The sequence below is a fragment of the Pseudomonas sp. xss_2 genome, from assembly GCF_043104195.1.
GTDB classification, from domain to species: Bacteria; Pseudomonadota; Gammaproteobacteria; order Pseudomonadales; family Pseudomonadaceae; genus Aquipseudomonas; species Aquipseudomonas urmiensis.
In genome coordinates this window covers 1-25,317 of record NZ_JBICKL010000102.1, presented here as the reverse complement: position 1 = coordinate 25,317, position 25,317 = coordinate 1, and the positions used below count along the sequence as shown (strand labels likewise).

Sequence of the window (25,317 nt, the reverse complement as noted above, 5' to 3'; positions counted from 1 at the left end):
TTTAAGTGAGCGAACTCATTCGCGTACCTGACATCGGCAGCGGTGAAGGTGAAATCATCGAGCTGTTCGTCAAGGTTGGCGACCGCATCGAGGCTGACCAGAGCCTGCTGACCCTGGAGTCCGACAAGGCCTCCATGGAGATCCCTGCCCCCAAGGCAGGCGTGATCAAAGAGCTGAAGGTCAAGCTGGGCGATCGCCTGAAAGAAGGCGACGAGCTGCTGGTGCTGGAAGTCGAGGGCGCCGCTGCGGCGTCCGAGGCTCCGGCCGCAGCCGCCCCTGCTGCGCCTGCCGCCGAAGAAAAACCCGCTGCCGCCCCGGCTGCAGCACCTGCCCAGGCCGCAGCTCCAGCTGCAGCCAGCGTGCAGGACATCCACGTGCCGGACATCGGCTCGTCGGGCAAGGCCAAGATCATCGAAGTGCTGGTCAAGGTTGGCGACAGCGTCGAAGCCGACCAGTCGCTGATCACCCTGGAGTCCGACAAGGCCTCCATGGAGATCCCTTCGCCTGCCGCTGGCGTGATCGAAGAAGTGATCTGCAAGCTGGACGACGAAGTCGGCACTGGCGACCTGATCTTCAAGCTGAAAGTCGCAGGCGCGGCTGCTGCCGCACCGGCTCCAGCGCCAGCCGCTGCTGCGCCGGCCAAGGCTGACGCGGCTCCAGCCGCCGCACCTGCCGCTGCCCCTGCTGCCGCTCCAGCACCGGCCGCCACCGCTCCAGCGGCTGGCAGCAACGCCAAGGTCCATGCCGGCCCGGCAGTGCGTCAGCTGGCCCGCGAGTTCGGCGTCGACCTGGGTGCAGTAGCAGCCACCGGTCCGCACGGTCGCATCCTCAAGGAAGACGTGCAGGTCTACGTCAAGGCCATGATGCAGAAGGCCAAGGAAGCACCGGCAGCAGCGGGTGCAACCAGTGGCGCAGGCATCCCGCCGATCCCGGTGGTGGACTTCAGCAAGTTCGGTGAAGTCGAAGAAGTCGCCCTGACCCGCCTGATGCAGGTCGGTGCCGCCAACCTGCACCGCAGCTGGCTGAACGTGCCGCACGTGACCCAGTTCGACTCCGCCGACATCACCGAGCTGGAAGCCTTCCGCGTTGCCCAGAAAGCGGTGGCCGAGAAGGCTGGCGTCAAGCTGACCGTGCTGCCACTGCTGCTCAAGGCCTGTGCCCACCTGCTCAAGGAACTGCCGGACTTCAACAGCTCGCTGGCACCAAGCGGCAAGGCGATCATCCGCAAGAAGTACGTGAACATCGGCTTTGCCGTGGACACCCCGGATGGTCTGCTGGTCCCGGTGATCAAGAACGTCGACCAGAAGAGCCTGCTGCAACTGGCTGGCGAAGCTGCGGCGCTGGCCGAAAAAGCCCGCACCAAGAAGCTGTCGGCCGACGACATGCAAGGCGCTTGCTTCACCATCTCCAGCCTCGGCCACATTGGCGGCACCGGCTTCACGCCGATCGTCAACGCGCCTGAGGTGGCGATCCTCGGTGTATCCAAGGCCACCATGCAGCCGGTCTGGGATGGCAAAGCCTTCCAGCCCAAGCTGATGCTGCCGCTGTCGCTGTCGTACGATCACCGTGTGATCAACGGCGCCGCAGCTGCGCGCTTCACCAAGCGCCTGAGCGACCTGCTGGCGGACATCCGCACCATGCTGCTGTAACGCGCTGCAACCTGCCTTCCCATGCGCGAAGGCAGGCCCCCTTTCGAGCTGCCACGCTCGTACCTCAACCCCGCCCTTGGCGGGGCTTTTTTTTGCCCAGGCCAGAGCGGCTTTAGCCCTCAACCCGCCCTAGCAACCTTCAGACTTCACTCAGCCTGCCGACAACCTGTTCACAGCATCCCTTATGGCCGCTTGCCAGCCTCCGGGACATGATGCAACCTTGCCAGATGCGCGACCGACCAGGCCTGCGCCACCCTCTTCAAGCGAGTCTTCGATGAAAAGCCAACCCGATGCCGCCAGCCGTGTGGCGGCCGAGGTCGTCACGCAGCTCCCCGTGCCCTCGCGGCTCGGCATGCTGCGTTTCGAAAGGCTCAACGAAGCCAATTGGGCCATGCTGTACCTCGACCCCGCCTGCGACCGTCAGTTCGGCCTGCCTGCCGCCGACCTCTGCGCCTTGATCGGCTCGCCCTATGCCAGCCTGATGGAGCCAGAAGCGCGCTACCGGTTGCACGACGAGATCCAGCTGCAGTTGACCCGGCGCGGCCACTACCGGGTGCGCTACACCCTGCACGCCAGCCCCGAGCCACTGCGCTTGCTGGAAGTCGGCGAAGCCTACAAGCAGCATGGCCGGCAACTGCTGCGCGGCTACCTGACTGTGCTCGACGACGCTGCAGAAGACGCACCGGACCTCGCCGCCAGCGACCTGGAAACGCGTAACAACCGTCTGCAAATCGCCCTGCAACTGAACCAGCGCGCCCAGCAGGAGCAGCTCGAACACCTGGAGCGGGTACGCGCCCAGCAGGATCTGATCCTGCGCCTGGCACGCCAGCGCTACAGCGCCGACAACTCGTTGCTCGAAGCTGCCGAGCTGATTACCCAGAGCGCCTGCGAAATCTACAAGGTCGACTGCGCCAGCATCTGGTACCTCGATGACCAGCGCCTGGAGCCGATCAGCGCCTGGTATCGCCTGGAGCAGCAGCACCGATTGCCCGAGCCCATCGACGCCAGCCGCTTCCCCGATTACCTCGACGCCCTGCACGCCAGCCGCGCCATCGACGCACACAATGCCAGCCACGACCCGCGCACCCGCGACATGGCCGAGACCCTCTACCCCAGCGCCAACAACGCCATGCTCGATGCCAGCATCCGCGTCGATGGCCAGGTGGTCGGCGTGTTGTGCCTGGAGCAAACCGGCACCCCGCGGGCCTGGCAGTCCGATGAAATCGCCTTTGCCGGCGAGTTGGCCGACCAGTTCGCCCAGGTCATCACCAACCACAACCGGCGCACCGCCGCCAGCGCCCTGCACCTGTTCCAGCGTGCGGTGGAACAGAGCGCCAGCGCATTCTTGCTGGTCAACCGTGACGGCGTGGTGGAGTACGTCAACCCGAGCTTCACCGCCATTACCCAATACAGCACCGATGAGGTCCAAGGCCACCGCCTGTCGGAATTGCCCGCCCTGGAAAACCTCAGTGAACTGTTGTTCGACTCGCCTTCGAGCCTGGCCATGGGCAACAGCTGGCAAGGCGAGTTCAAGAGCCGGCGCAAGAACCTTGAGCCCTACTGGGGCCAGCTGTCGATTTCCAAGGTGTATGGCGACAACCGCGAGTTGACTCATTACATCGGCATCTACGAAGACATCACCCAGAGCAAGCTGGCCCAGCAGCGCATCGAGCGCCTGGCCTATACCGACAACCTGACCAACCTGGGCAACCGCCCGGCGTTCATCCGCAACCTCGACGAACGTTTCGCGCGCGACCAAGAAACCTCGATCTGCCTGCTGCTGGTCGACATCGACAACTTCAAGCGGATCAACGACAGCCTCGGCCACCAGACCGGTGACAAGCTGCTGGTCAGCCTCGCCCGACGCTTGCGCAATAGCCTGCACGCTGGCGGCATCCTGGCGCGCTTTGCCAGTAACGAATTCGCCGTGCTGCTCGATGATATCGGCCTGGAAGACGGCCAGGCGGTGGCGCAACAGCTGTTGCGTACTCTCGATAAACCGATGTTCGTCGACAATCAGCTGATCAACGTCACCGCCTCGGTAGGCCTGGCCTGCGCGCCGCTGCATGGCAGCGACCCGCAAACGCTGATGAAAAACGCCGGGCTTGCCCTGCACAAGGCCAAAGCCAACGGCAAGCACCAGGTCCAGGTGTTCACCGAGGTGCTCAACGCCGAGGCCAGCTACAAGCTGTTCGTCGAGAACAACCTGCGGCGCGCCCTGACCCAGAATGAGCTGGAGGTGTTCTACCAGCCCAAGCTGTGCCTGCGCAGCGGGCGTTTGCTGGGCCTGGAAGCGCTGCTGCGCTGGAACCACCCAGAGCGCGGCATGATTCGCCCCGACCAGTTCATCAGCGTGGCTGAGGAAACCGGCTTGATCATTCCGATCGGCAAGTGGGTGGTGCGCCAGTCCTGCCGGATGAGCCAGCAACTGCGCGACGCGGGCATGGGCAACCTGCATGTGGCGATCAACCTCTCGCCCAAGCAGTTTTCCGACCCTGAGCTGGTCAGCTCGATTGGCAACATCATCAAGGAAGAGGCCCTGCCGCCGCACCTGCTGGAGCTGGAGCTGACCGAAGGCCTGCTGCTGGAAGCCACCGAGGACACCCACCGCCAGCTCGACGAGCTCAAGGCGCTGGGCCTGACCCTGGCGATGGACGACTTCGGCACCGGTTACTCGTCGCTGAGTTACCTGAAGAAGTTTCCCATCGACATCATCAAGATCGACCGCAGCTTCATCAACGAGATCCCCGACAACCAGGACGACATGGAGATCACCTCAGCGGTGGTGGCCATGGCCCACAACCTCAAGTTGAAGGTGGTTGCCGAGGGCATCGAGACCGCCGAACAGCTGGCGTTCCTGCGTCGCCACCGCTGCGACGTCGGTCAGGGCTACCTGTTCGACCGGCCAATCCCAGGGCGTGAGCTGGTCGATAAACTCAAGCGCTATCCGCGCGGACCGATGGCCTGACAGCAAGGCCAGTCTCGGGCAATATAGGAACCATTCGGGCCTCATCGCGGGGCAAGCCCGCTCCCACGAATTCCCTCTAAATACGCGTGGGAGCGGGCTTGCCCCGCGATGAGGCCACAACTGCCTAGCTATCAACAGAGGAACGGCCATGGTCCTGCGTTCGGAAATCCTGGTGAACAAAAACGTCCTGCCCACCGCTGAACAGGCCCTGCCTGGCCGCGAAACGCCGATGACCTTGCCGGAGAAGCACTTCGTCTTCGAAGACACGCCCCTGTTGGGCCCGTTCTTCGACGACGTCGACTTCGCCATCTTTGGCCTGGGCTGCTTCTGGGGCGCCGAGCGCCGCTTCTGGCAGCGTGAAGGTGTGGTCAGCACCGTGGTCGGTTATGCCGGTGGCTTCACCCCGCACCCGACTTACGAAGAAGTCTGCTCGGGCCTGACCGGCCACACCGAAGTGGTGCTGGTGGTGTTCGACAAGGCCAAGGTCAGCTACGGCGAACTGCTGGCGATGTTCTGGGAGCTACACAACCCCACCCAAGGTATGCGCCAGGGCAACGACATCGGCACCCAATACCGCTCGGCGATCTTCTGCACCAGCCCTGAGCAGCTGGAACAGGCACAAGCCAGCAAAGCGGCCTACCAGGCCGAGCTGGACAAGGCCGGTTTCGGCCCGATCACCACCGAGATCGCCCAGGCGCCTACCGTGTACTTCGCCGAGGCCTATCACCAGCAGTACCTGGCCAAGAACCCCGATGGCTACTGCGGCATCGGTGGTACCGGTGTGTGCCTGCCCCCTAGCCTTCAAGGCAACTGAGGGTAAGCCATGGCGACGATGACCCTGTTCCACTCACCGCTGTCGCCGTTCGTGCGCAAGGTGATGGTAGTGCTGCATGAAACCGGGCAGTTGGATCGGGTGCAACTGCAAGCGGTCAACGTCAGCCCGGTGGCCGGCGACGAGCAGCTCAACCAAGGCAACCCGATCGGCAAGATCCCTGCATTGCGCCTGGAAGATGGCAGCGTGCTGCATGACAGCCGGGTGATCTGCGAGTACCTCGACACGCAGCATGTGGGCATTCCATTGATCCCCCGCGAGGGCTCGGCGCGCTGGCGCCGGCTGACGCTGGCCTCGCAGGCTGATGCGATCATGGATGCGGCTGTTTCGCTGCGTTACGAGACGTTCCTGCGCCCGGCAGAAAAACGCTGGGACGGCTGGGTCGAGGCGCAGTCGCAGAAGATCTGCCGGAGCCTGACGAACCTTGAGCACGAGCATCTGGCGGAGCTGGTTTCAGGCTTCGATATCGTTGCCATTGGCGTGGCTTGTGCGTTGGGCTATCTGGACCTGCGCCAGCCCGATTTTGGCTGGCGCGAGCAGCAACCGGGGTTGGCTGCCTGGTATGCCGAGGTGGCTTTGCGTCCTTCGATGGTTGCCACCGCGCCTGTGGCCTGACTGACGCTATCGCGGGGCAAGCCCGCTCCCACGCGCTGTCTCAGAGCATGTGGAAGCGGGCTTGGCTCATCTGGCTGTCACTGCGAACAACAGCCCAATCTTCCAGGCCAACCAGCGCCCAACTTCGCGATCCTCCCTCATGCCGACCTCCCCACCCGCGACCAGTCCAGCCGGCGGGTCAGCACCATGAACACACCCAGCAAGCCAAAGCACAGCAACGAGCCCATCAGCAGCGCATAGTCTTCGGCGCTCAGCAGCCCAAACAACATCGCATACAGCACCGCCAGCCCGGCCGCAAAGCCGACCCCACGCCACAGGCTGTGCAGCACATGGCTCAGGTAAAAACCGATCAGCAACACACACGCCGAAGCAGACAAGCCATACGCCGGGCCAAAGCCCAGATGCTCGGACAGCGACAACAGCAGCAGGTAGAAGAACGCCAAGGCCACCCCGACCAACACGTACTGCACCGGATGCACGCTGAGGTTCTTCAACACTTCGAACAGGAAGAAGCCGGCGAAGGTCAGGGCAATGAACAACAGCGCATATTTGATCGCCCGTTCGCTCTTGAGGTACTGGTCAACCGGGTCGACAAAGCTCACGCCGAAGGTCCGCTCCTTGTAGTCCGCGCACTGGGCAACTGTGGCGCACTGGCGCAGGGCATCTTCCAGGTTGGTGGCGAAGAACGAGGTCTGCCAGTGCGCCTTGAAGCCCTCGGCGTTGATCTCGCGGCGGCTCGGCAGGTAGCTGCCGACGAAGCTTGGGTGCGGCCAGTTGGCGTGCATGTCGACACTGCTGGTACGGCCAATCGGCAGCACATGCAGTTGGCCAGTGCCCTGCAGCGCGAGGTCGAAGGCGTAGCTGAACTCGCGAGCGCTCTGCCCATCCAGCCCAGGCAGGGCGACGTGTACCCCGCCGCGCATCCAGTCCAGCCCTGTACCGGCCTCGAACGGCAGGCGCTGGTCATCCAGGGTCAGCTCCAGGTTGCTCTCGATGCCGCGGATATCGCTGATGCCAACAGCCAGGAAGGGTTTGTCGAAGCGGTAGTCTTCGTAGTCTTTGTCGATGCCCCAACGCTCTGGCAGCTTGAAGCGCCCGGAGATCTGGCTTTGGGCGTGGAACAAGCGCGCCTGATAAATGCCCCGCGAGCGCAGCTCGGTGTCGATGCCAATCTCGGCGTCGAAGGTTTCCGGCAAGAAGTACAGGTGACCGTTGACGGTGGTGGTCTCCTGCACGCTGTGGCCGTCCTTGTCGATCCAGCGCCGCTCGTACTTGCGGTAAGGCACCACCAGCAAGGGGCCAGATATCTGCTGCTCGAAGCTTGAGCTCTGGGCGATATCTGCCAGCACGCTGTCACGCAGGATCTGCCGCTCCTCGATAAGGCCGCCGATCATCAGCAGCGGGATCAACAGCAGCAACATCAGCAAGGCGATCATGCCGAGCTTGAAACTCAGGGTTTTGTTCATGGGCAAGGGCTCCGTTTGCGATGGGCGCAGTGTGTGCTGCGTCCGTGGAGCCCTTAGGGAGGGTGTGTGGAGAGTCTGTGAAGATTGTGTGGTAGCGCGGCGCTAGGCGATACGCCGCGCCGGCAGCCACAACCTGACCCGCACGCCACCTTCGACGTTATCCACTGCCAATGCCCCGCCATGCAGCTGCATCACCTCAGCCACGAAGTTGAGTCCCAAGCCGGTGCTCTTGCGCCCGCTGCCCGGCCGCGGCAGGGAGTAGAAGCGTTCACTGACCCGGCCAATGGCATAGTGCGGAATGGCCTCGCCCTGGTTGAACAGGCTCAACGCCATTCGCTCCCCGGCCTGTTCCAGCTCGAACAACAGCGCGCCGCCCTGGGGGGTGAAATCCAGCGCATTCTCCAGCAGATTGGCCAGCGCCTGACGCATCAAGAACGGATCACAGCGTAGCCGCACCCCCACCGGCACGCGCTGACGCACTTGCAAGCCTGCGCTTTCAATCCGCGCCGCATGTGCCAGCAGCAGTTCATCGACCATCGGCGCCAAGGCCACGTCCTGCTCATCTTCCAAGGCCTGCATCTGCTCGACCTGGGCAAGGTTGAGCAGGCGCTCGATCATCTGCTGCAAGCGCCCGCTTTCGCGTTCGATGTTGCTGGCAAAGCGCACGCGCTGCTCAGCCGGCATCTCACCCTGGAGCAGCTCAGAGGCGCCGCGTATCGCTGCCAGCGGGCTTTTCAGCTCATGGGTCAGGGTATGCACATAACGCTCGACATAGGCCTTGCCCGCCAGCTCTGTGCGCATCCGCTCAACCGCTGTCGCCAACTGCCCCAGCTCTCCGCCTTTGTAATGCGGCAGCGCCGCGCGCTGGCCCTCGCTGACCGCCTGGGCATAGTGGGTCAGGCGCCGCAACGAGCGCGCCAGCCACCACGACAGCAGCGCGCCGACCAACAGGCCCAGGCCGATCAAGCCCAAGCCCAGGTTGAGCAAGCGCCGCTCGGCGCGATCGATATACGGCTGCAGCGAGCTGTTGGGCTTGGCCACGGTGACCACGCCAATGATCTTGCCCGCGTCCATGATCGGCGCCGCCACGTGCATCACCGAGGTGCTTTCGTCGTCTGGGTCACTGCGGGTGGAGCGCGCGCCGTACTGGCCCTGCAAGGTCAGGTAGACGTCGTTCCAGCGCGAATAGTCCTTGCCCAGGTCGTTACCGGAAGAGTCGAGCAGTACCGTGCCCTTGGCATCGGTGACATAGATGCGGTGGCTGACCTGATTTTTCGCCAGCCCCCAGATCTCGGCACCTGGACGGCGCTGGCCATAGGATTCGAGCAATTGCGACAGGCGGCTTTGCGCAAGGGTGCCGGCCTTGACGTCATCGCGCAGGATCTCGGCCAGCAGGTTGGCCGTGTCGACCAGGGTTTCCTCGGAGGACTGGCGCACCACCGGGCGGATCTGTTCGCGCACGGTATTGAGCAGGAAATAACCCGACAGCCCCACGAACAGGAAATACACCAGGAAGATCCGGATCCCCAAGCGCATCAGGCGTTATCCGGGCTGTAGCTGTAACCCAGGCCACGGTGGGTCTGGATCGGTTCGGCATCGGCGGCGACCAGGCGCAGCTTGGCGCGCAGGCTCTTGATATGGCTGTCGATGGTGCGCTCGTAGCCAGAGTCGCCAGCCACACCCAAGGCATCGAGCAGTTGCTCGCGGCTGAACACCCGTTGCGGTTGTTCGAGCAGGCATTGCAGCAGGCGAAATTCGTGGCGAGTCAGCACGAGCGTCTCGCCGCGGTAGACGATCTGCATGCGCAGGGTGTCGAGCTGAAACGGGGTAGCGGCACTGGCCACTTCAGCACGCGGCGCCATGCGCTTGAGGATGGCCCGCACCCGCGCGGCCACTTCGCGTGGACTGAACGGCTTGACCACGTAGTCGTCGGCGCCGATTTCCAGGCCCAGCACCCGATCGATCTCGGCATCGCGGGCGCTGAGAAACATCACCGGGACTTCGCTGAAGCGGCGCAACTGGCGGCAGGTTTCAAAGCCACTGATGTCGGGCAGGCCAATGTCGAGAATGACCAGGTCCGCCGGTTGCAGGCGCTGGCGCTCGACCGCAGCGCTACCGAGGCTGACCCAGTCGGTGCTGTGGCCATCGGCTTGCAGGGCGTAGATCAGGGTGTCGGCGATGGCGGATTCGTCTTCGACGATGAGGATGTGGGGCATTGTTAGCGACAAGCCTCAAGCGGCAAGCTCCAAGTAGAAGCGGATGGCGTGAAATTACACCGTTGCGCTTGTTCTTGCAGCTTGAAGCTCAAAGCTTGTAGCTACTGCGTCAGCAGTCAGGCTTGCCTGCGGTGAACCTGCGCGCTGGATTCACCGCTGCCTTGAACTCACGCAATGCCTTGGCGCCGATCAGCAGCGGGTAGTTGAAGCTGCTGCGGTCGGTCAGGTTGACCTCGACCGTGCGTTTCACATCGCCAAGGCACAGCTCCAGGTCGACCACCGGCCGGCGCGCCGCCTCAGCCGTTTCGCCCTCTTCATCGTCTTCATCGGCGCGGGTCTTGATCTTGCTGATCCGCGCGATCTTGTGTTCATAGACCTTGCCGTCGGCATCTTTGGTGGCCAGGCGAAAACGCACCCAGTCCTCGCCATCACGGGTGAAGCGCTCGATATCCTTGGCCGACAGCGACGCAGTCAACGCGCCGGTATCCATCTTGGCCTTGAGCGTTTCGCCGCCAATTTCCGGCAACGTGATGTACTCGTAGCGACCATACAGGGTCGGCTCGGCCGCCATGACCGGCAGGGCGAGCAGCGATAACAGGGCAAGCAATGGTTTCACAGGCTAGCTTCCTTGAGACGAGACAGTGCTTAGACTGCACAAGCGCGAGAGGTTCGTCGCCAAAGCTTATCCAACATAATGTGAAACATTTGTCCCATCCGTTGGGCATTGGACATTTGGCGTAGGACTTTGCCGCACTTATCATTGCCAACCGCTTATTCCACACAACAAGAGTCTTTTTATGCGTCGCCTGCTGACCGGCATCCTCACCACCTTCCTGCTGCTGCTCAATACGCTGGTGATGATCTGCCCGCTGATGGTCTTTGCCCTGCTCAAACTGGTCCTGCCAGGCCGGGGCCGTGACTATGCCTCTGCGGCGGTGATGTGGATCGCCGAATCCTGGTCGGAAATCGACAAGCTCATCTTCGCCCTGTGCATCCCCACCCAGTGGGATATCCGCGGCGTCGACAAACTGCGCCAGGACACCTCCTACCTGTGTGTGAGCAACCACCAGACCTGGGTCGATATCCCCGCCTTGATCGAGAGCCTCAATCGCCGGGTGCCGTTCTTCAAGTTCTTCCTCAAGAAGGAGCTGATCTGGGTGCCGCTGCTGGGCTTGGCCTGGTGGGGGCTGGATTACCCGTTCATGAAGCGTTACAGCAAGGCGTTTTTGGAGAAACATCCAGAGCTCAAGGGCAAGGACCTGGAAATCACCAAGGCCGCCTGCGAGCTGTTCAAGCGCCAGCCGGTGACCGTGGTCAATTACCTGGAAGGCACCCGCTTCAGCCAGGCCAAGCGCTTGGAGCAGCAGTCTCCGTACAACTACCTGCTCAAGCCCAAGGCCGGTGGTGTGGCGTTCGTTTTGGCGGCATTGGGTGAGCAGCTCGATGCGTTGCTGGATGTCACCATCGTTTATCCAGGCGATAAAGCGCCGGGGTTCTGGGATTTGCTCAATGGCAGCATTAGTCGGGTGATTATCGACATTCGCGTGCGTGAGTTGGACCCGGGGTTGAGTGAAGGGGATTACGAGAATGATCCGGCGTTCCGCCAGTCTGTTCAGGCTTGGGTGAATCAGCTGTGGGTCGAGAAGGATCAGCGGATCGAGCAGTTGCGCGCTGAGATGCGCTGAGATTTCGGTGGCTGGTCCGGCCTCTTCGCGGGCAAGCCCGCTCCCACAGGGTTGGGCAGCGCTGCAAAAACCTGGGAGCGTGCTTGCCCGCAAAGAGGCCGGCACATTCAGCAGCGAAGGTCGATTAAAACCCACACTTATAATTGAGATAAGGAACTCTTTGTTTGTCATCATCCATCTAGATGGATAAAAATCGATCAACAAACAACTACAAAAACGCCGGGATCGATTGATGGCAAACCAACCTTGCTCTGCTGCCGAGGCAGCCTCCGCTCAACTGCGCCGCGTCCTGGGCCTACCCGCGCTGGTGTTCTTCGGCCTGGTGTACATGGTCCCGCTGACCATCTTCACCACCTATGGCATCGTCACCGAAATCACCGGTGGCCGTACGGCCGGCGCCTACCTGGTAACTCTGCTGGCGATGTTGTTCACCGCCACCTCCTACAGCTTCATGGTCAAGCGCTATCCGGTCGCAGGCTCGGCGTACTCCTACACCAACATGGCCTTTGGGCCCAATGTCGGCTTTCTTGCCGGCTGGTCGCTGCTGCTCGATTACCTGTTCATTCCGATGATCAATTACTTGTTGATCGGGCTGTTCCTGAATATCGCCTTCCCGGCCATTCCCGCATGGACCATCGTCCTGGCGTCGATCGCCCTGGTGACGGTGCTGAATGTGATCGGTATCCACTCGGTAGCCAAGGCCAGCAACCTGATCGTTGGCGCACAGATCGTGTTCATCGGGGTGTTTGTCGCCTTGTCGTGGCAGACTTTGGGCAACGGCCAGTCGGTCGACTTCCTCTCGCCACTGCTTGGCGATGGTTCGGCACCCGGATTTGGCCACCTGATGGCCGGCGCTGCGGTGCTGTGCCTGTCGTTCTTGGGCTTCGACGCGGTGTCGACCCTGGCCGAAGAGAGCCGCGACGCACGCCGCGACGTACCACGGGCGATCATCCTCACCACCCTCGGCGCCGGCCTGTTGTTCACCCTGCTGGCCTACATCAGCCAGCTGGTGCTGCCCGGCAGCACCTTCGCCAACGCCGATGCGGCGGCCAATGAAGTGATGTTCAAGGCCGGTGGGCAGTTCCTGGCCAACTTCTTCACGGCCGCCTACGTGGCCGGCAGCCTGGGTTCGGCGCTGGCCTCCCAAGCGGCGGTGTCGCGGATTCTCTACACCATGGGTCGCGACAGGATGCTGCCCCAGCGTAGCTTCGGTCGGCTGTCGCCACGCTTCGGCACCCCAGTGTTCGCCACACTGGTGGTCTCGGCGTTCTCGCTGCTGGCACTGGTGATCAACCTGGGCACCCTCGCCTCGCTGATCAGCTTTGGCGCCCTGGTCGCGTTCTCGGCGGTCAACCTTGCTGTGGTGCGCACCCATTTGCTGATGGATAGCAGCCAACGCAATTTGCTTGGGCTGCTGCGCTATGGCGTGGTACCGCTGGTGGGCCTGAGCCTGACCTTGTGGCTGTGGACCAGTCTCTCGGCGCTGACCCTGGTGATCGGCCTGAGCTGGTTTGCCCTGGGCCTGGCCTACCTGGGCGTGCTCACGGCCGGCTTCCGCCGCCCGGTACGCCTGGTGGACTTCTCCGAAGCCGGTTGAGTCTGCGATTGCTCTGAGCGGGCTTGCCCGGCGATGGCGTCAGATCAGGCGATGATGTTGAACCTGCTGACGCCATCGCGGGCAAGCCCGCTCCTACAGGGGCCGGTGTAATCCAATGGGTTACACCGATGGGATGACGGGCGCAGCCGGAGCGCCCCACAGGCTGCCCAGATTCTGCAGCAACGACCCTGCCAAACCTTGTTGACCCAGGTACTGCAGGATCAGCGGAGCGAACTGGCCGATCATTCCGGTATCCATGCCCAGCGCCTTGAAGGCGCTGTCCAGGTCGTTGCGATCCTCGACGTTGTTGCCCAGGGCGTTGCTCAGGGCAGACGACTTCTCGCTGTTGTTGCCCAGCAACTCACCCAGGCCGCTCAGGCCACCCAGCGCATTGGCGCCCGCCAGCAGGTCGAGGCCCGGTACCGCCTTGGTCAACTGACCGTAGTCATCGGTGCTCAGGTTGTTGCGCGCCAGCCCAAGCATGGCCCCTGCCCCGCCGACCGCTTGTTCGGGGGTGATGTTCAGCTGGCTGCCCAAGGTATTGAGCAGATTGGCCGACTCGGCTGGCGCCTGCACTTTGCCCTGCTGGTTTTGATTGTGCACGGACGACACGGCGTTGGCGGCATCGCTGAGGTTGAAGGCGAACACCGGGCTTGCGGCCAGGGTCATCAGGGTTGCCAGGGTGAGAGCTTTCATCGCAATGGACCTCGTCGGCCGGGATGGCCGGGGAAACGAGGCATTCGACTGGGAGGCTGCAGGTTTGTTCCGGCCAACCGTCGGCGGCGTTAGTAGCGTCAGCATGTGGGTGGGGAGCGTGGAGCGATCAGGTGGAGCGCTGCCCGCTCACCTAGTATTTCTGCCAGTTGTGCCAGAGCTCTAACCTGCCGAGACTGGACCTGTTCAGAGCATCGCTCGCACCACGAGAGAACAGAGCAAATGTGCCCGATCAATCAGGTTCACTACTTCTATCAAGGCGATCAACTCTATCTGGAGTTGGGCGCTGAGCAGTCGCGAAGCTTGCTTCGCACCGTGCATGGCCCCTTGGCTCAAGTCCAACAACTAAATGGCCAAGCCAGCGTTGGCCTGCTTGCAACCGACAGGCAAGGTTCGGTTCTGAGCTTACAAAACGGTCTGCAGGCATCAGCGTTTGCATACTCCGTTTTCGGCAGTGCGCCTAGAGGCCACGAGGCGCTGTCTCTATTGGGGTTCAATCAACAACGACGAGATCCGCAAACGGGTTGCTATCTGCTTGGCAATGGATACCGGGCCTACAACCCTATACTGATGCGCTTTCATTCGCCTGATAGTTTGAGCCCGTTCGGCAAAGGAGGAATAAATGGATATGCGTATTGTGGTGGGGACCCGGTGAACTGGGAGGATAGCTCCGGGCATGTAAGCACACACCTGGCCAAATCCGACCTCCCCACCCAAACCAAACTGACTCACAAAAATGGGACACGAGTGACATCGGCCACTACTGGTGGAATTCTTAAGACCAATAGCCAGTATTCAAAACCCGTTCAGCAGGACGAGAATAATAATCTCACCCGCACCAAAAAGGTAACATGGGATAACACCAAAACGGTTTTCCACTATAGCCGCAGGGAAAGTCTTGAAATATTTGTTAGCCGAAAGTGGAAAGAATACACATTCAAATATAATAAAAACCCAACAATTACCAATGACATAAAAGCCACACTGTACGACATGGCAAATATGGCAGGCCCTGACTCCCATATAGTGCAAGCGATTTTTGATCGCCCCTCTAAGCTTGAACCCCCGTCAATAGAAACAATTGATATCAGGGAAACTTACGGACAGGATGTTTAACGTCTGATTTTGAGTAAGGCCCCTTGAACTGGGGCCTTGCGTTGTATTACTGAATTACGCCGCGCTGAAGGTTTTGTGCGGATCGATGACAAACTTCTTCGGCACACCGGCATCGAACTCGCCGTAGCCTTCCGGCGCTTGATCCAGGCTGATCACCTGCACGCCGACCACTTCGGCGATATTGATCCGGTCCCACATGATCGCCTGCATCAAGGCGCGGTTGTACTTCATCACTGGAGTCTGGCCAGTGTGGAAGCTGTGCGACTTGGCCCAGCCCAGGCCGAAGCGAATGCTCAGCGCGCCGATTTTGGCGGCGGCATCCGAGGCGCCCGGGTCCTCGGTGACATACAGGCCCGGGATGCCGATCTTGCCGGCGACGCGAGTGACTTGCATCAGCGAGTTGAGCACAGTGGCCGGGGCCTCGTGCTTGGCGCCTTCATGGCCATGGCCACGGGCCTCGAAGCCTACCGCGTCAACGGCGCAATCCACTTCCGGCTCGCCGAGGATATCGACGATCTGCTCATGCAGCGGGGTGTCCTTGGACAGGTCGACCACTTCGAAGCCCTGCGCCTTGGCATGGGCCAGACGGGCGGGATTGAGGTCACCGACAATGACTACCGCCGCACCAAGCAGGCGCGCCGACGCAGCTGCAGCCAGGCCGACCGGGCCGGCACCGGCGACGTAGACGGTGCTGCCTGGGCCGACGCCCGCAGTTACAGCGCCGTGGTAGCCGGTTGGCAGGATGTCGGAGAGGCAGGTCAGGTCACGGATTTTTTCCATGGCCTTGTCGCGATTAGGCAGCTTCAGCAGGTTGAAGTCAGCGTACGGCACCAGCACGTATTCGGCTTGGCCACCGGTCCAGTCGCCCATGTCGACGTAGCCGTAGGCGCCACCGGCGCGGGCTGGGTTGACGGTCAGGCAGACGCCGGTGTGCATCTCTTTGCACGAGCGGCAGCGGCCGCAGGCGACGTTGAACGGCACCGAGACCAGGTCGCCGATTTGTAGGTTTTCGACGTCACGGCCTTTCTCGATGACTTCGCCGGTGATCTCGTGGCCCAGCACCAGGCCGACCTGGGCGGTGGTACGACCACGCACCATGTGCTGGTCGGAGCCGCAGATGTTGGTGGAAACCACCTTGAGGATCACCCCGTGCTCGATCTTCTTGCCGCGTGGGTCCTGCATTTTGGGGTAGTCGATATTGCGCACCTCGACCTTGCCGGCGCCCAGATATACCACTCCACGATTACCAGACATGCTCTTACCTCGCTTGAATTGTACTTATGCAGCGTTGGTTGAAGCGCCGCCTTCCATGGGCGGCATGTGTTACTGGAATGAGGGGAATTGTGGGCTTGTGGCGGGAGGATGCCGTGACTGGAAACGACAGTGGCTTGTCAGGGGGCGTCAGCCAGCCTGGGTTGCAGAAAGCGATTTTTGTGCTGTAGCCACCAACGCAATCGCGGGGCAAGCCCGCTCCCACGCACCTTGAGTTTGACTCCGATAGCGTGGGAGCGGGCTTGCCCCGCGATGGCGTAAATCAAAGCACTACGGTGCGATTGGCGTTCAAGAACACCCGGCGCTCGATGTGATAACCCACTGCCCGCGCCAAGGTCAGGCACTCGATATCGCGCCCCTTGGCAATCAGGTCCTCAGGATAGTGGCTGTGATCGACCACCTCGACGCCCTGGGCAATGATCGGCCCTTCATCGAGGTCGTTGTTGATGTAGTGCGCGGTGGCACCGACCATCTTCACGCCCTTGTTGTACGCCTGGTGATAAGGCTTGGCGCCTTTGAACCCTGGTAGCAACGAGTGGTGAATGTTGATCGCCCAGCCATCCAGACGGCGGCACAGCTCAGGCGACAGCACCTGCATGTAGCGGGCAAGAATCACCAGCTCGGCGCCACTGTCCTCGATCACCTGCAGCACCTTGCGCTCTTGCGCCGGCTTGTCCTTGGGGTCGAGGGCGAAGTGGTAATAGGGGATCTTGTGCCAATGGGCCAAGGGTTCCAGGTCTGGGTGGTTGGAGATCACCGCGACCACGTCCATGCCCAGTTGACCGATGCGCTGGCGATACAGCAGGTCGTTCAGGCAATGGTCGGCCTTGGACACCATGATCACTACCTTGGGGCGGTGATTGGGGGCGGTCAGCTCGAAAGCCATGCCGAACTTTTCGCTGCGTTCGGCAAGACCGGCCCTGAAGCCGACTTCGTCGAAGTCATCCGGCTGGCGGAATTCGACGCGAATGAAGAAGCGCCCCGACAGCCGGTCATCGAAGGAGTGGTGTTCGGTGACATAGCAGCGCTGCTCGTAGAGAAAACGCGTAACCACATCGACAGTGCCGAGCATGCTCGGGCAGTCGGCGGTGAGAATCCAGGTATCCGGTGCCCGACTCATACTGCTCTCCTTAGGCTTCGATGCTCAGGCCGTATTCGGCCGAAGCGTCCTGCAGCCACAGCCACCAGTAATCGGCAAAGCTGCGGCGAATCACCAGCTCCCAGGTGTCTTCGGCGGTACGCCGGATCACCAGTTGCGACTTGGCGAACACAGTGCCCACGGCCTTGCCGACCGGGAAGTTGTTGGGATGCACATCATAGCTGGTGGATTTCATCAGCACGTTGCGCACGTTCGGCCCGCGCAGCTCCAGCAGGCTTTGCCCACCGCTGACGTTGACCACCTGGATGTGCTGGCCTTCTAGGGCCTCACGCAGTTTCTGCTCGACGGCCAACTCCTGGCCGCCCGGCACGATCAGCAGCCACTCATCGGGGCCGACCCACTGCAGCGAGCTGTCAGCGTTGGCGACCACGGTCAGTGCCACCGGCAGTTCCAGGCCCAGGGCCTTGTGCACGCCTGCGGCGAATTCCGGGTTGTGGCCATCGCCGCGCAGGGTCAGGTGACCGAGGAATTTCTTCTCCCGCAGGGTCACACCTGCGTTCTTGCGGCCCTTGCCGACCAGGCTGGCCAGGTCTGCGTGGTGCAACGGCGACTGGGCCTTGGCCTCAGCGCCGGGGTTTTGCTGGAAGACGTTGATAGCGCTCATTTGTTACCTGCCTTGAATTCTTGTGATCAGGCTCCGTGGGAGCGGGCTCGCCCCGCGATGGCGGCGCTGGGGCCGCCATCGCTATCGCGGGGCAAGCCCGCTCCCACGAGAGTCCAGCATCGAGATGGCCTTAGACGTTCTGCCGCTCACCCTTCGGATCGAAGAACACCGAAGACACGATCTCGGCCTCGATCACGCTGCCATCGGCCTGCGGCGAGAACACCCGCTCGCCCATGCGCTTGAGGCCGCCCTTGACCACACCCATGGCGAACGAATAGCCCAGGGAGTTGGAGGCGTAGCTGGAGGTCACGTGGCCAACCATGTCCATCGGGATCGGCTGCTTGGGGTCGAACACCAGCTGTGCGCCTTCCGGCAGCCACTGCTTGGGATCGACCGGTTTCAGGCCAACCAGCTGCTTGCGGTCTTCGCGCAGGCAGTCTTCGCGGTTCATGCCACGCAGGCCGATCCACGAGTACGGCTTGTTGCGCCCTACGCACCAGCTCATGTTCAAGTCGTCGGCGTTCATCGAGCCATCGGTATCCTGGCCGACGATGATGAAGCCCTTCTCGGCACGCAGTACGTGCATGGTCTCGGTGCCGTACGGGGTCAGGTTGAATGGCTTGCCGGCCTCGACGATCTTCTCCAGCACACCCATGGCGTAGTTGGCCTGGACGTTGACTTCGTACGACAGCTCGCCGGTGAACGAGATCCGGAACACCCGCGCCGGCACGCCGCCAACATTGCCTTCCTTCCAGCTCATGAACGGGAAGTTTTCTTTGTCCAGGTCGATGTCGCTGATCTCTTCGAGCAGCTTGCGGCTGTTGGGGCCGGACAGGGTCATGGTCGCCCAGTGGTCGGTGACCGAGGTGAAGTACACCTTCAGTTCCGGCCATTCGGTCTGGTGGTACAGCTCCAGCCATTGCAGCACGCGCGCGGCGCCGCCAGTGGTGGTAGTCATGATGAAGTGGTTGTCGGCGACGCAGGCGGTCACGCCGTCGTCGAAGACCATGCCGTCTTCCTTGCACATCAGGCCGTAGCGGGCCTTGCCCACGTCAAGCTTGGTCCAGGCGTTGGTGTAGACGCGGTTGAGGAACTCCCGCGCATCCGGGCCTTGGATGTCGATTTTGCCCAGGGTCGAGGCATCGAGCAGGCCGACGCTGTCGCGCACCGCCTTGCACTCACGCTCAACCGCGGCATGGATGTCTTCGCCGGGTTTAGGGAAGTACCACGGACGCTTCCACTGGCCGACATCCTCGAACTCGGCGCCGTTTTTCACGTGCCAGGCATGCAGGGCGGTGAAGCGCACCGGCTCGAACAAGTGACCACAGTGACGACCGGCGACCGCGCCGAAGGTCACCGGGGTGTAGTTGGGGCGGAACATGGTGGTGCCCATTTCCGGGATGGTGATACCCAGCGAGCGAGCAGCGATGGCCAGGCCATTGATGTTGCCCAGTTTGCCTTGGTCAGTACCGAAGCCCAGCGCGGTGTAGCGCTTGACGTGCTCGACCGACTCGAAGCCTTCGCGGGTGGCCAGCTCGATACCGGCGGCGGTGACGTCGTTCTGCTGGTCGACGAACTGTTTCGGGCCACGCGTGCCTTTGTCGTGCGGCACCTGGAACAGCGCCACGGTGGCCTCTTCCTTGCGCTGGACGGTTTTCGGCAGAGTGCCGGTAGTGGCCTTGAAGCCGGCCTCGGTGGCTGCGCGCACGCCGCCTTCGAAACCATCGGCAAGGACATCACCCAGCGGGTAGACGCCATTCACGCCACCGACACAGACGCGTTTCTGCGGCGCATCGCCAGGCACGAAGCCGAGGATGTCTTCACGCCACACCGGGCGACCGCCCAGGTGCGAAGCCAGGTGAACGATCGGGCTGTAACCGCCGGAGCTGGCAATCAGGTCGCAGTCGAGCACTTCGCCGGGGCTGGTGACTTTGAATGCCTGCACATCGATCGCCGCCACGCGGGCGCCGGTCACGTGCTTGCTGCCACGGGCCTCGACCACAGCGCTGGAGGTGAGGATGCGAATGCCCTTGGCACGCGCTTCCTCGACCAGCGAGCCACGTGGGTTGTGGCGGGCGTCGGCGATGGCCACCACTTGCAGGCCAGCATCGTGCCAGTCCAGCGCAGTGCGGTAGGCGTGGTCGTTGTTGGTCGACAGCACCAGCTTGCGCCCAGGCGCCACGCCATAGCGGCGAACGTACGTGGACACAGCGCCAGCGAGCATGTTGCCCGGCACGTCGTTGTTGCCATACACCAGCGGCCGCTCGTGGGCGCCCGCAGCCAGCACCACCTGCTTGGCGCGCACGCGGTGCACGCGGTGGCGAACCTGGCCGATGGGCGCGCGGTCACCGAGGTGGTCGGTCAGGCGCTCGTGAATGGTCAGGAAGTTGTGGTCGTGGTAACCGTTGACCGTGGCGCGTGGCAGCAGGGTGACTTCCGCCAGGCCCTTGAGCTCGGCGATGGTCGCGGCAACCCAGTCAGCGGCTGGCTTGCCATCGAGGGTCTCGCGGCTGTCGAGCAGGCTGCCGCCGAACTCTTCCTGTTCGTCGGCGAGTATCACCCGCGCGCCGCTGCGGCCAGCGGCCAAAGCAGCAGCCAGGCCGGCAGGACCAGCACCGACGATCAGCACGTCGCAGTGCTGGTTCATGTAGTCGTAGCTGTCCGGATCGTTCTGCAGCGGCGCACGGCCCAGGCCTGCGGCTTTACGGATGTACTTCTCGTAGGTCATCCAGAACGACTTGGGATACATGAAGGTTTTGTAGTAGAAGCCCGGCGGCATCATGCTGCCGCCCACCTTGCCCAGGATGCCCATGACGTCGTTGTTGACGTTCGGCCAACCGTTGGTGCTGGTGGCGACCAGGCCCGCGTACAGCGCCTGTTGCGTGGCCCGCACGTTAGGGATCTGGGTGGCTTCGCTGGAACCGATCTGCAGGATCGCATTCGGCTCTTCGGTGCCAGCGGCAACGATGCCGCGCGGACGCGAGTACTTGAAGCTGCGCCCGACAATATCGACACCGTTGGCCAGCAATGCGGCGGCCAGGCTGTCACCGGCATAACCCTGGTAGGTCTTGCCGTTGAAGGTGAAGTTCAGGACCTTGCTGCGGTCGATACGGCCGCCGCTGGCGAGGCGATAGGTCTGGCTCATACTTTTTCCCCCTGGCCTTTGACGGTCGACGGCGCGGCGCTTTGCTTGCCAGCGGCGGTGATCTGCGGCTTCTCGCCGATCTTGTAGGTTTCCAGAATCTCGTAGGTCACCGTGTCACGGGTGACGTTGAAGTACTGGCGGCAACCGGCAACGTGGTCCCACAGCTCGTGGTGAATGCCGCGTGGGTTGTCGCGGAAGAACATGTAGGTACCCCACTCCTCGTCGGAGCAGGCAGCCGGGTCGAGCGGGCGGGCGATGTGCGCCTGACCGGAGGCGTGGAACTCTTCTTCGGAGCGCAGCTCGCCGCAGTGGGGACAGAAAATATGCAACATGACGATTGTCTCCGATTAGTGGGCGACGGCCGCGGCGCCGTGTTCGTCGATCAGCGCACCGTTGTAGAAACGGTCGATGGAGAAAGGCGCGGCCAGCGGGTGCATCTCGCCTTTGGCCAGGCTCGCGGCGAACACGTTGCCCGAACCTGGGGTGGCCTTGAAGCCGCCGGTGCCCCAGCCGCAGTTGAAGAACAGGTTCTTCACCGGGGTCTTGGAGATGATCGGGCAGGCGTCCGGGCAGGTGTCGACGATGCCGCCCCATTGGCGGTTCATGCGCACCCGCGAGAGGATCGGGAACATCTCGACGATCGCTTGCAGGGTGTGTTCGATCACCGGGTACGAACCGCGCTGGCCGTAGCCGACCCAGCCGTCGATACCGGCACCGATGACCAGGTCGCCTTTGTCCGACTGGCTGATGTAGCCGTGTACGGCGTTGGACATGATCACGCTGTCGATGATCGGCTTGATCGGCTCGGACACCAGCGCTTGCAGCGGGTGCGATTCGAGCGGCAGGCGGAAGCCCGCCAGGCGCGCCATGTGCCCGGAGTTACCGGCAGTGACCACGCCAACGCGCTTGGCGCCGATGAAGCCTTTGTTGGTCTCGACGCCGATGACTGCACCGTTTTCCTTGCGAAAACCAATGACTTCGGTCTGCTGGATCAGGTCGACGCCGAGGGCGTCAGCAGCACGGGCGAAACCCCAGGCCACGGCATCGTGACGGGCCACGCCGCCACGGCGCTGAACGGTCGCGCCGAGGATCGGGTAGCGGGTGTTCTTCGAGCAGTCCAGGTACGGAATCTCGGCCGCGACCTGGTCGGTGTTGAGCAACTCGCCATCGACGCCATTGAGGCGGTTGGCGCTGACCCGACGCTCGGAATCACGAATGTCCTGCAAGGTGTGGCACAGGTTGTAGACCCCGCGCTGGGAGAACATCACGTTGTAGTTGATGTCCTGCGACAGGCCTTCCCACAACTTCATGGCGTGTTCGTAGAGCTTGGCCGATTCGTCCCACAGGTAGTTGGAACGCACGATGGTGGTGTTACGGGCGGTGTTGCCGCCGCCCAGCCAGCCCTTCTCGACCACGGCCACGTTGGTGATACCGTGGACCTTGGCCAGGTAGTAAGCGGTGGCCAGGCCGTGGCCGCCACCGCCAACGATGACCACGTCATAGACCTTCTTAGGGGTCGGCGTGCGCCACATGCGCTGCCAGTTTTCGTGGTGGCTGAGGGAGTGTTTGAAGAGGCCGAAGCCCGAATAGCGTTGCATGGTGTGTTACTCCACTCAGCGGTAGACCGGGAAGTCGGCGCACAGCGCGGCGACATTCTTGGCAACGTCGGCTTCGACGTCGGCGTCGCCCAGGTTGTCCAGCACATCGCAGATCCAGCCAGCCAGTGCCACGCACTGGGCAACCTTGAAACCACGCGTGGTGACAGCCGGGGTGCCGATGCGCAGGCCCGAGGTGACGAACGGCGACTGCGGGTCGTTAGGCACGGCGTTCTTGTTGACGGTGATGTGCGCGCGGCCCAGGGCTGCGTCGGCGTCCTTGCCGGTCAGGCCCTGGCGGATCAGGCTGACCAGGAACAGGTGGTTGTCGGTGCCGCCGGAGACCACGTCGTAGCCCCGCTCGATGAACACCTGCGCCATAGCCTGGGCGTTTTCGATGACTTGCTTCTGGTAGCTCTTGAACTCCGGCTCCTGGGCTTCCTTGAAGCACACCGCCTTGCCAGCGATGACGTGCATCAGCGGGCCACCCTGGGCGCCGGGGAACACCGCGGCGTTGAGTTTCTTCTCGATCTCTTCATTGGACTTGGCCAGGATCAGGCCGCCACGCGGACCGCGCAGGGTCTTGTGGGTGGTGGTGGTGACCACGTCAGCGAAGGGGATCGGGTTAGGGTACAGGCCAGCAGCCACCAGGCCGGCGACGTGGGCCATGTCGACGAACAGCAGCGCCCCGACCTTGTCGGCAATGGCGCGAAAACGCGGGAAGTCGAGGGTCTTGGAGTAGGCCGAGAAGCCAGCGACGATCATCTTCGGCTTGTGCTCGACCGCCAGGCGCTCGACTTCGTCGTAGTCGATCAGGCCGGTCGTGGTGTCGATACCGTATTGCACAGCGTTGTACAGCTTGCCCGAGGACGACACCTTGGCGCCGTGGGTCAGGTGACCACCATGGGCCAGGCTCATGCCCAGGATGGTGTCACCGGCCTGCAGCAGTGCCAGGTACACGGCGCTGTTGGCCGAAGAGCCGGAGTGCGGCTGAACGTTGGCGTAATCGGCGCCGAACAGCTGCTTGGCGCGCTCGATAGCCAGTGCCTCGACCTTGTCGACGTGCTCGCAGCCACCGTAGTAGCGCTTGCCCGGATAGCCTTCGGCGTATTTGTTGGTCAGGCCGCTGCCCTGGGCCTGCATCACGCGCTTGCTGGTGTAGTTCTCCGAGGCGATCAGCTCGATGTGATCTTCCTGGCGCTGTTCCTCGGCATTCATCGCCGCCAGCAGTGCGTCGTCATAACCCTGGATCTGGTCTTGCTTGCTGAACATCATGTATCTCCCGGCAGCGATCATTTTTTGTCAGTAGGGTTCGATGACCCTTTGTGGCGATGGTATGACTGGCAAGGGCCGGTCAGATGCCTGCGCACGCCTTGCAATGGCGCGTTTACGACATTGGCGAAAACGGTGTTGAGTGGGAACGTGGGAGCGGGCTTGCCCCGCGATAGCGTTGGCGTGCCCAACGCTGGCTGTCTTGCTTGCGCTATCGCGGGGCAAGCCCGCTCCCACGTAGCCTCCGCGCTCGGGCTACTCGGTTGTATAGGCAACCCCTCGGCTCATGGTTTAGAGTGCTGCTCTGCGTCGTTCACAGGACCGTGTCATGTCAGATAACAGCCAACAATTCGCCAGCGACAACTATTCCGGTATCTGCCCCGAAGCCTGGGCCGCTATGGCCAAGGCCAACCAGGGCCACGAACGCGCCTACGGCGACGACCAGTGGACCGAGCGCGCCTCGGAATACTTTCGCAAGTTGTTCGAAACCGACTGCGAAGTGTTCTTCGCCTTCAACGGCACCGCCGCCAACTCGCTGGCCCTGGCCTCGTTGTGCCAGAGCTACCACAGCGTGATCTGCTCGGAGACCGCCCACGTCGAAACCGACGAATGCGGCGCGCCGGAGTTCTTCTCCAACGGCTCCAAGCTGCTCACCGCGCCTAGCGTCAATGGCAAGCTGACCCCGGAGTCGATCCGCGAAGTCGCGCTCAAGCGCCAGGACATCCACTACCCCAAGCCGCGCGTGGTGACCCTGACCCAGGCCACCGAAGTCGGCACCGTGTACCGCCCCGACGAGCTCAAGGCAATCAGCGCCACCTGCAAGGAGTTGGGCCTGAACCTGCACATGGACGGCGCCCGCTTCACCAATGCCTGTTCGTTCCTCGGCTGCTCGCCAGCCGAGCTGACCTGGAAGGCTGGCGTCGATGTGCTGTGCTTTGGCGGCACCAAGAACGGCATGGCGGTGGGTGAGGCGATTCTGTTCTTCAATCGCCAGCTGGCAGAAGACTTCGATTACCGCTGCAAACAGGCCGGCCAACTGGCGTCTAAGATGCGCTTCTTGTCAGCGCCGTGGGTGGGCTTGCTGGAAGATGGCGCCTGGCTGCGCCATGGCAACCACGCCAACCACTGCGCGCAGTTGCTGGCGTCGCTGGTGAGTGATCTGCCGGGCGTAGAGTTGATGTTCCCGGTGGAAGCCAACGGCGTGTTCCTGCAGATGCCGGAACCTGCGCTGGAAGCGCTGCGTAACAAGGGCTGGCGTTTCTATACCTTCATTGGCAGCGGTGGCGCGCGGTTCATGTGTTCGTGGGATACCCAGGAAGCGCGGGTGCGTGAACTGGCAGCGGATATCCGCGCGATCATCGCTGGTTGATCGACCGCTATCGCGGGGCAAGCCCGCTCCCACGCCTGCCAAC

At 62.5% G+C, this 25,317-nt stretch carries 20 protein-coding genes; 8 read left to right on the top strand and 12 right to left on the bottom strand.

The features are described 5' to 3' along the window. Window positions 1-5 precede the first annotated feature (5 nt). From aceF to ACF8K2_RS24225, 4 genes are all read left to right on the top strand, one after another. Window positions 6-1,649 (top strand): dihydrolipoyllysine-residue acetyltransferase, encoded by a 1,644-nt coding sequence (gene aceF, locus ACF8K2_RS24240; RefSeq protein ID WP_392468177.1) that lies wholly within the window; start codon window positions 6-8, stop codon window positions 1,647-1,649. Window positions 1,650-1,923: 274 nt separating this feature from the next. Then, window positions 1,924-4,617, top strand: coding sequence for a bifunctional diguanylate cyclase/phosphodiesterase (locus ACF8K2_RS24235; RefSeq protein ID WP_186552743.1), 2,694 nt, complete (start codon window positions 1,924-1,926; stop codon window positions 4,615-4,617). A 148-nt stretch (window positions 4,618-4,765) separates the two neighbouring features. Further along, window positions 4,766-5,431 (top strand): peptide-methionine (S)-S-oxide reductase MsrA, encoded by a 666-nt coding sequence (gene msrA / locus ACF8K2_RS24230; RefSeq protein ID WP_392468174.1) that lies wholly within the window; start codon window positions 4,766-4,768, stop codon window positions 5,429-5,431. A gap of 9 nt (window positions 5,432-5,440) precedes the next feature. Beyond that, a complete protein-coding gene (locus tag ACF8K2_RS24225; protein ID WP_392468171.1) occupies window positions 5,441-6,064 on the top strand; it encodes a glutathione S-transferase in 624 nt (207 codons plus the stop codon). 137 nt (window positions 6,065-6,201) lie between these two features. Here ACF8K2_RS24225 and creD read toward each other — a convergent pair whose 3' ends face one another. The 4 genes from creD to ACF8K2_RS24205 all read right to left on the bottom strand — a co-directional run bounded on the left by creD (window position 6,202) and on the right by ACF8K2_RS24205 (window position 10,362). Next, window positions 6,202-7,530 (bottom strand): cell envelope integrity protein CreD, encoded by a 1,329-nt coding sequence (creD, locus tag ACF8K2_RS24220; protein WP_392468168.1) that lies wholly within the window; start codon window positions 7,528-7,530, stop codon window positions 6,202-6,204. A 102-nt stretch (window positions 7,531-7,632) separates the two neighbouring features. Further along, window positions 7,633-9,066 (bottom strand): two-component system sensor histidine kinase CreC, encoded by a 1,434-nt coding sequence (gene creC / locus ACF8K2_RS24215; protein ID WP_392468165.1) that lies wholly within the window; start codon window positions 9,064-9,066, stop codon window positions 7,633-7,635. Next, the gene (gene creB, locus ACF8K2_RS24210; RefSeq protein ID WP_392468162.1) at window positions 9,066-9,746 is read right to left on the bottom strand and encodes a two-component system response regulator CreB; all 681 of its coding nucleotides are present in this window, start codon (window positions 9,744-9,746) and stop codon (window positions 9,066-9,068) included. The genes creC and creB overlap by 1 nt, the downstream gene beginning before the upstream one ends. 109 nt (window positions 9,747-9,855) lie before the next feature. Continuing rightward, the gene (locus ACF8K2_RS24205; RefSeq protein WP_186552749.1) at window positions 9,856-10,362 is read right to left on the bottom strand and encodes an ATP-dependent zinc protease; all 507 of its coding nucleotides are present in this window, start codon (window positions 10,360-10,362) and stop codon (window positions 9,856-9,858) included. Window positions 10,363-10,543: 181 nt separating this feature from the next. On the opposite strand from ACF8K2_RS24205, the gene ACF8K2_RS24200 reads away from it, so the two are divergent. Beyond that, the gene (locus ACF8K2_RS24200) at window positions 10,544-11,431 is read left to right on the top strand and encodes an acyltransferase (RefSeq protein ID WP_392468158.1); all 888 of its coding nucleotides are present in this window, start codon (window positions 10,544-10,546) and stop codon (window positions 11,429-11,431) included. 232 nt (window positions 11,432-11,663) lie between these two features. Next, window positions 11,664-13,028 (top strand): APC family permease, encoded by a 1,365-nt coding sequence (locus ACF8K2_RS24195; protein WP_392468155.1) that lies wholly within the window; start codon window positions 11,664-11,666, stop codon window positions 13,026-13,028. Window positions 13,029-13,148: 120 nt separating this feature from the next. On the opposite strand, the gene ACF8K2_RS24190 is transcribed toward ACF8K2_RS24195, so the two are convergent. Then, window positions 13,149-13,724 (bottom strand): DUF2780 domain-containing protein, encoded by a 576-nt coding sequence (locus ACF8K2_RS24190; protein ID WP_392468152.1) that lies wholly within the window; start codon window positions 13,722-13,724, stop codon window positions 13,149-13,151. 240 nt (window positions 13,725-13,964) lie between these two features. On the opposite strand from ACF8K2_RS24190, the gene ACF8K2_RS24185 reads away from it, so the two are divergent. Beyond that, window positions 13,965-14,858 (top strand): RHS repeat-associated core domain-containing protein, encoded by an 894-nt coding sequence (locus ACF8K2_RS24185; RefSeq protein ID WP_392468149.1) that lies wholly within the window; start codon window positions 13,965-13,967, stop codon window positions 14,856-14,858. Window positions 14,859-14,912: 54 nt separating this feature from the next. On the opposite strand, the gene fdhA is transcribed toward ACF8K2_RS24185, so the two are convergent. From fdhA to ACF8K2_RS24150, 7 genes are all read right to left on the bottom strand, one after another. After that, window positions 14,913-16,112, bottom strand: a complete 1,200-nt coding sequence (gene fdhA / locus ACF8K2_RS24180; protein WP_368972245.1) for a formaldehyde dehydrogenase, glutathione-independent — start codon at window positions 16,110-16,112, stop codon at window positions 14,913-14,915. Window positions 16,113-16,392: 280 nt separating this feature from the next. Next, window positions 16,393-17,250: a formyltetrahydrofolate deformylase gene (purU, locus tag ACF8K2_RS24175; RefSeq protein WP_264235296.1), complete on the bottom strand. Its 858-nt coding sequence runs from the start codon at window positions 17,248-17,250 to the stop codon at window positions 16,393-16,395. Window positions 17,251-17,260: 10 nt separating this feature from the next. After that, window positions 17,261-17,893: a sarcosine oxidase subunit gamma gene (locus ACF8K2_RS24170; protein WP_392468143.1), complete on the bottom strand. Its 633-nt coding sequence runs from the start codon at window positions 17,891-17,893 to the stop codon at window positions 17,261-17,263. A gap of 130 nt (window positions 17,894-18,023) precedes the next feature. Beyond that, complete coding sequence (locus ACF8K2_RS24165; RefSeq protein ID WP_392468140.1) at window positions 18,024-21,038, bottom strand: sarcosine oxidase subunit alpha; 3,015 nt, start codon at window positions 21,036-21,038, stop codon at window positions 18,024-18,026. Beyond that, window positions 21,035-21,370, bottom strand: a complete 336-nt coding sequence (locus ACF8K2_RS24160; protein ID WP_392468137.1) for a sarcosine oxidase subunit delta — start codon at window positions 21,368-21,370, stop codon at window positions 21,035-21,037. Before ACF8K2_RS24160 ends, ACF8K2_RS24165 begins: the two co-directional genes overlap by 4 nt. 15 nt (window positions 21,371-21,385) lie before the next feature. Then, on the bottom strand, window positions 21,386-22,636 hold the full coding sequence (locus ACF8K2_RS24155) for a sarcosine oxidase subunit beta family protein (RefSeq protein ID WP_186552758.1): 1,251 nt from the start codon (window positions 22,634-22,636) through the stop codon (window positions 21,386-21,388). A 15-nt stretch (window positions 22,637-22,651) separates the two neighbouring features. Continuing rightward, the gene (locus tag ACF8K2_RS24150) at window positions 22,652-23,905 is read right to left on the bottom strand and encodes a serine hydroxymethyltransferase (RefSeq protein WP_186552759.1); all 1,254 of its coding nucleotides are present in this window, start codon (window positions 23,903-23,905) and stop codon (window positions 22,652-22,654) included. A gap of 328 nt (window positions 23,906-24,233) precedes the next feature. Here ACF8K2_RS24150 and ACF8K2_RS24145 point away from each other — a divergent pair, with 328 nt between their 5' ends. Then, a complete protein-coding gene (locus tag ACF8K2_RS24145; protein WP_392468133.1) occupies window positions 24,234-25,274 on the top strand; it encodes a low specificity L-threonine aldolase in 1,041 nt (346 codons plus the stop codon). The last annotated feature ends 43 nt before the right edge of the window (window positions 25,275-25,317 follow it).

Coding starts and splice junctions, on each gene's coding strand:
- ACF8K2_RS24235 (WP_186552743.1), top strand. CDS start 1,924: ATGAAAAGCCAACCCGATGCCGCCAGCCGTGTGGCGGCCGAGGTCGTC.
- msrA (WP_392468174.1), top strand. CDS start 4,766: ATGGTCCTGCGTTCGGAAATCCTGGTGAACAAAAACGTCCTGCCCACC.
- ACF8K2_RS24225 (WP_392468171.1), top strand. CDS start 5,441: ATGGCGACGATGACCCTGTTCCACTCACCGCTGTCGCCGTTCGTGCGC.
- creD (WP_392468168.1), bottom strand. CDS start 7,530: ATGAACAAAACCCTGAGTTTCAAGCTCGGCATGATCGCCTTGCTGATG.
- creC (WP_392468165.1), bottom strand. CDS start 9,066: ATGCGCTTGGGGATCCGGATCTTCCTGGTGTATTTCCTGTTCGTGGGG.
- creB (WP_392468162.1), bottom strand. CDS start 9,746: ATGCCCCACATCCTCATCGTCGAAGACGAATCCGCCATCGCCGACACC.
- ACF8K2_RS24200 (WP_392468158.1), top strand. CDS start 10,544: ATGCGTCGCCTGCTGACCGGCATCCTCACCACCTTCCTGCTGCTGCTC.
- ACF8K2_RS24195 (WP_392468155.1), top strand. CDS start 11,664: ATGGCAAACCAACCTTGCTCTGCTGCCGAGGCAGCCTCCGCTCAACTG.
- ACF8K2_RS24190 (WP_392468152.1), bottom strand. CDS start 13,724: ATGAAAGCTCTCACCCTGGCAACCCTGATGACCCTGGCCGCAAGCCCG.
- ACF8K2_RS24185 (WP_392468149.1), top strand. CDS start 13,965: ATGTGCCCGATCAATCAGGTTCACTACTTCTATCAAGGCGATCAACTC.
- fdhA (WP_368972245.1), bottom strand. CDS start 16,112: ATGTCTGGTAATCGTGGAGTGGTATATCTGGGCGCCGGCAAGGTCGAG.
- purU (WP_264235296.1), bottom strand. CDS start 17,250: ATGAGTCGGGCACCGGATACCTGGATTCTCACCGCCGACTGCCCGAGC.
- ACF8K2_RS24170 (WP_392468143.1), bottom strand. CDS start 17,893: ATGAGCGCTATCAACGTCTTCCAGCAAAACCCCGGCGCTGAGGCCAAG.
- ACF8K2_RS24165 (WP_392468140.1), bottom strand. CDS start 21,038: ATGAGCCAGACCTATCGCCTCGCCAGCGGCGGCCGTATCGACCGCAGC.
- ACF8K2_RS24160 (WP_392468137.1), bottom strand. CDS start 21,370: ATGTTGCATATTTTCTGTCCCCACTGCGGCGAGCTGCGCTCCGAAGAA.
- ACF8K2_RS24155 (WP_186552758.1), bottom strand. CDS start 22,636: ATGCAACGCTATTCGGGCTTCGGCCTCTTCAAACACTCCCTCAGCCAC.
- ACF8K2_RS24150 (WP_186552759.1), bottom strand. CDS start 23,905: ATGTTCAGCAAGCAAGACCAGATCCAGGGTTATGACGACGCACTGCTG.
- ACF8K2_RS24145 (WP_392468133.1), top strand. CDS start 24,234: ATGTCAGATAACAGCCAACAATTCGCCAGCGACAACTATTCCGGTATC.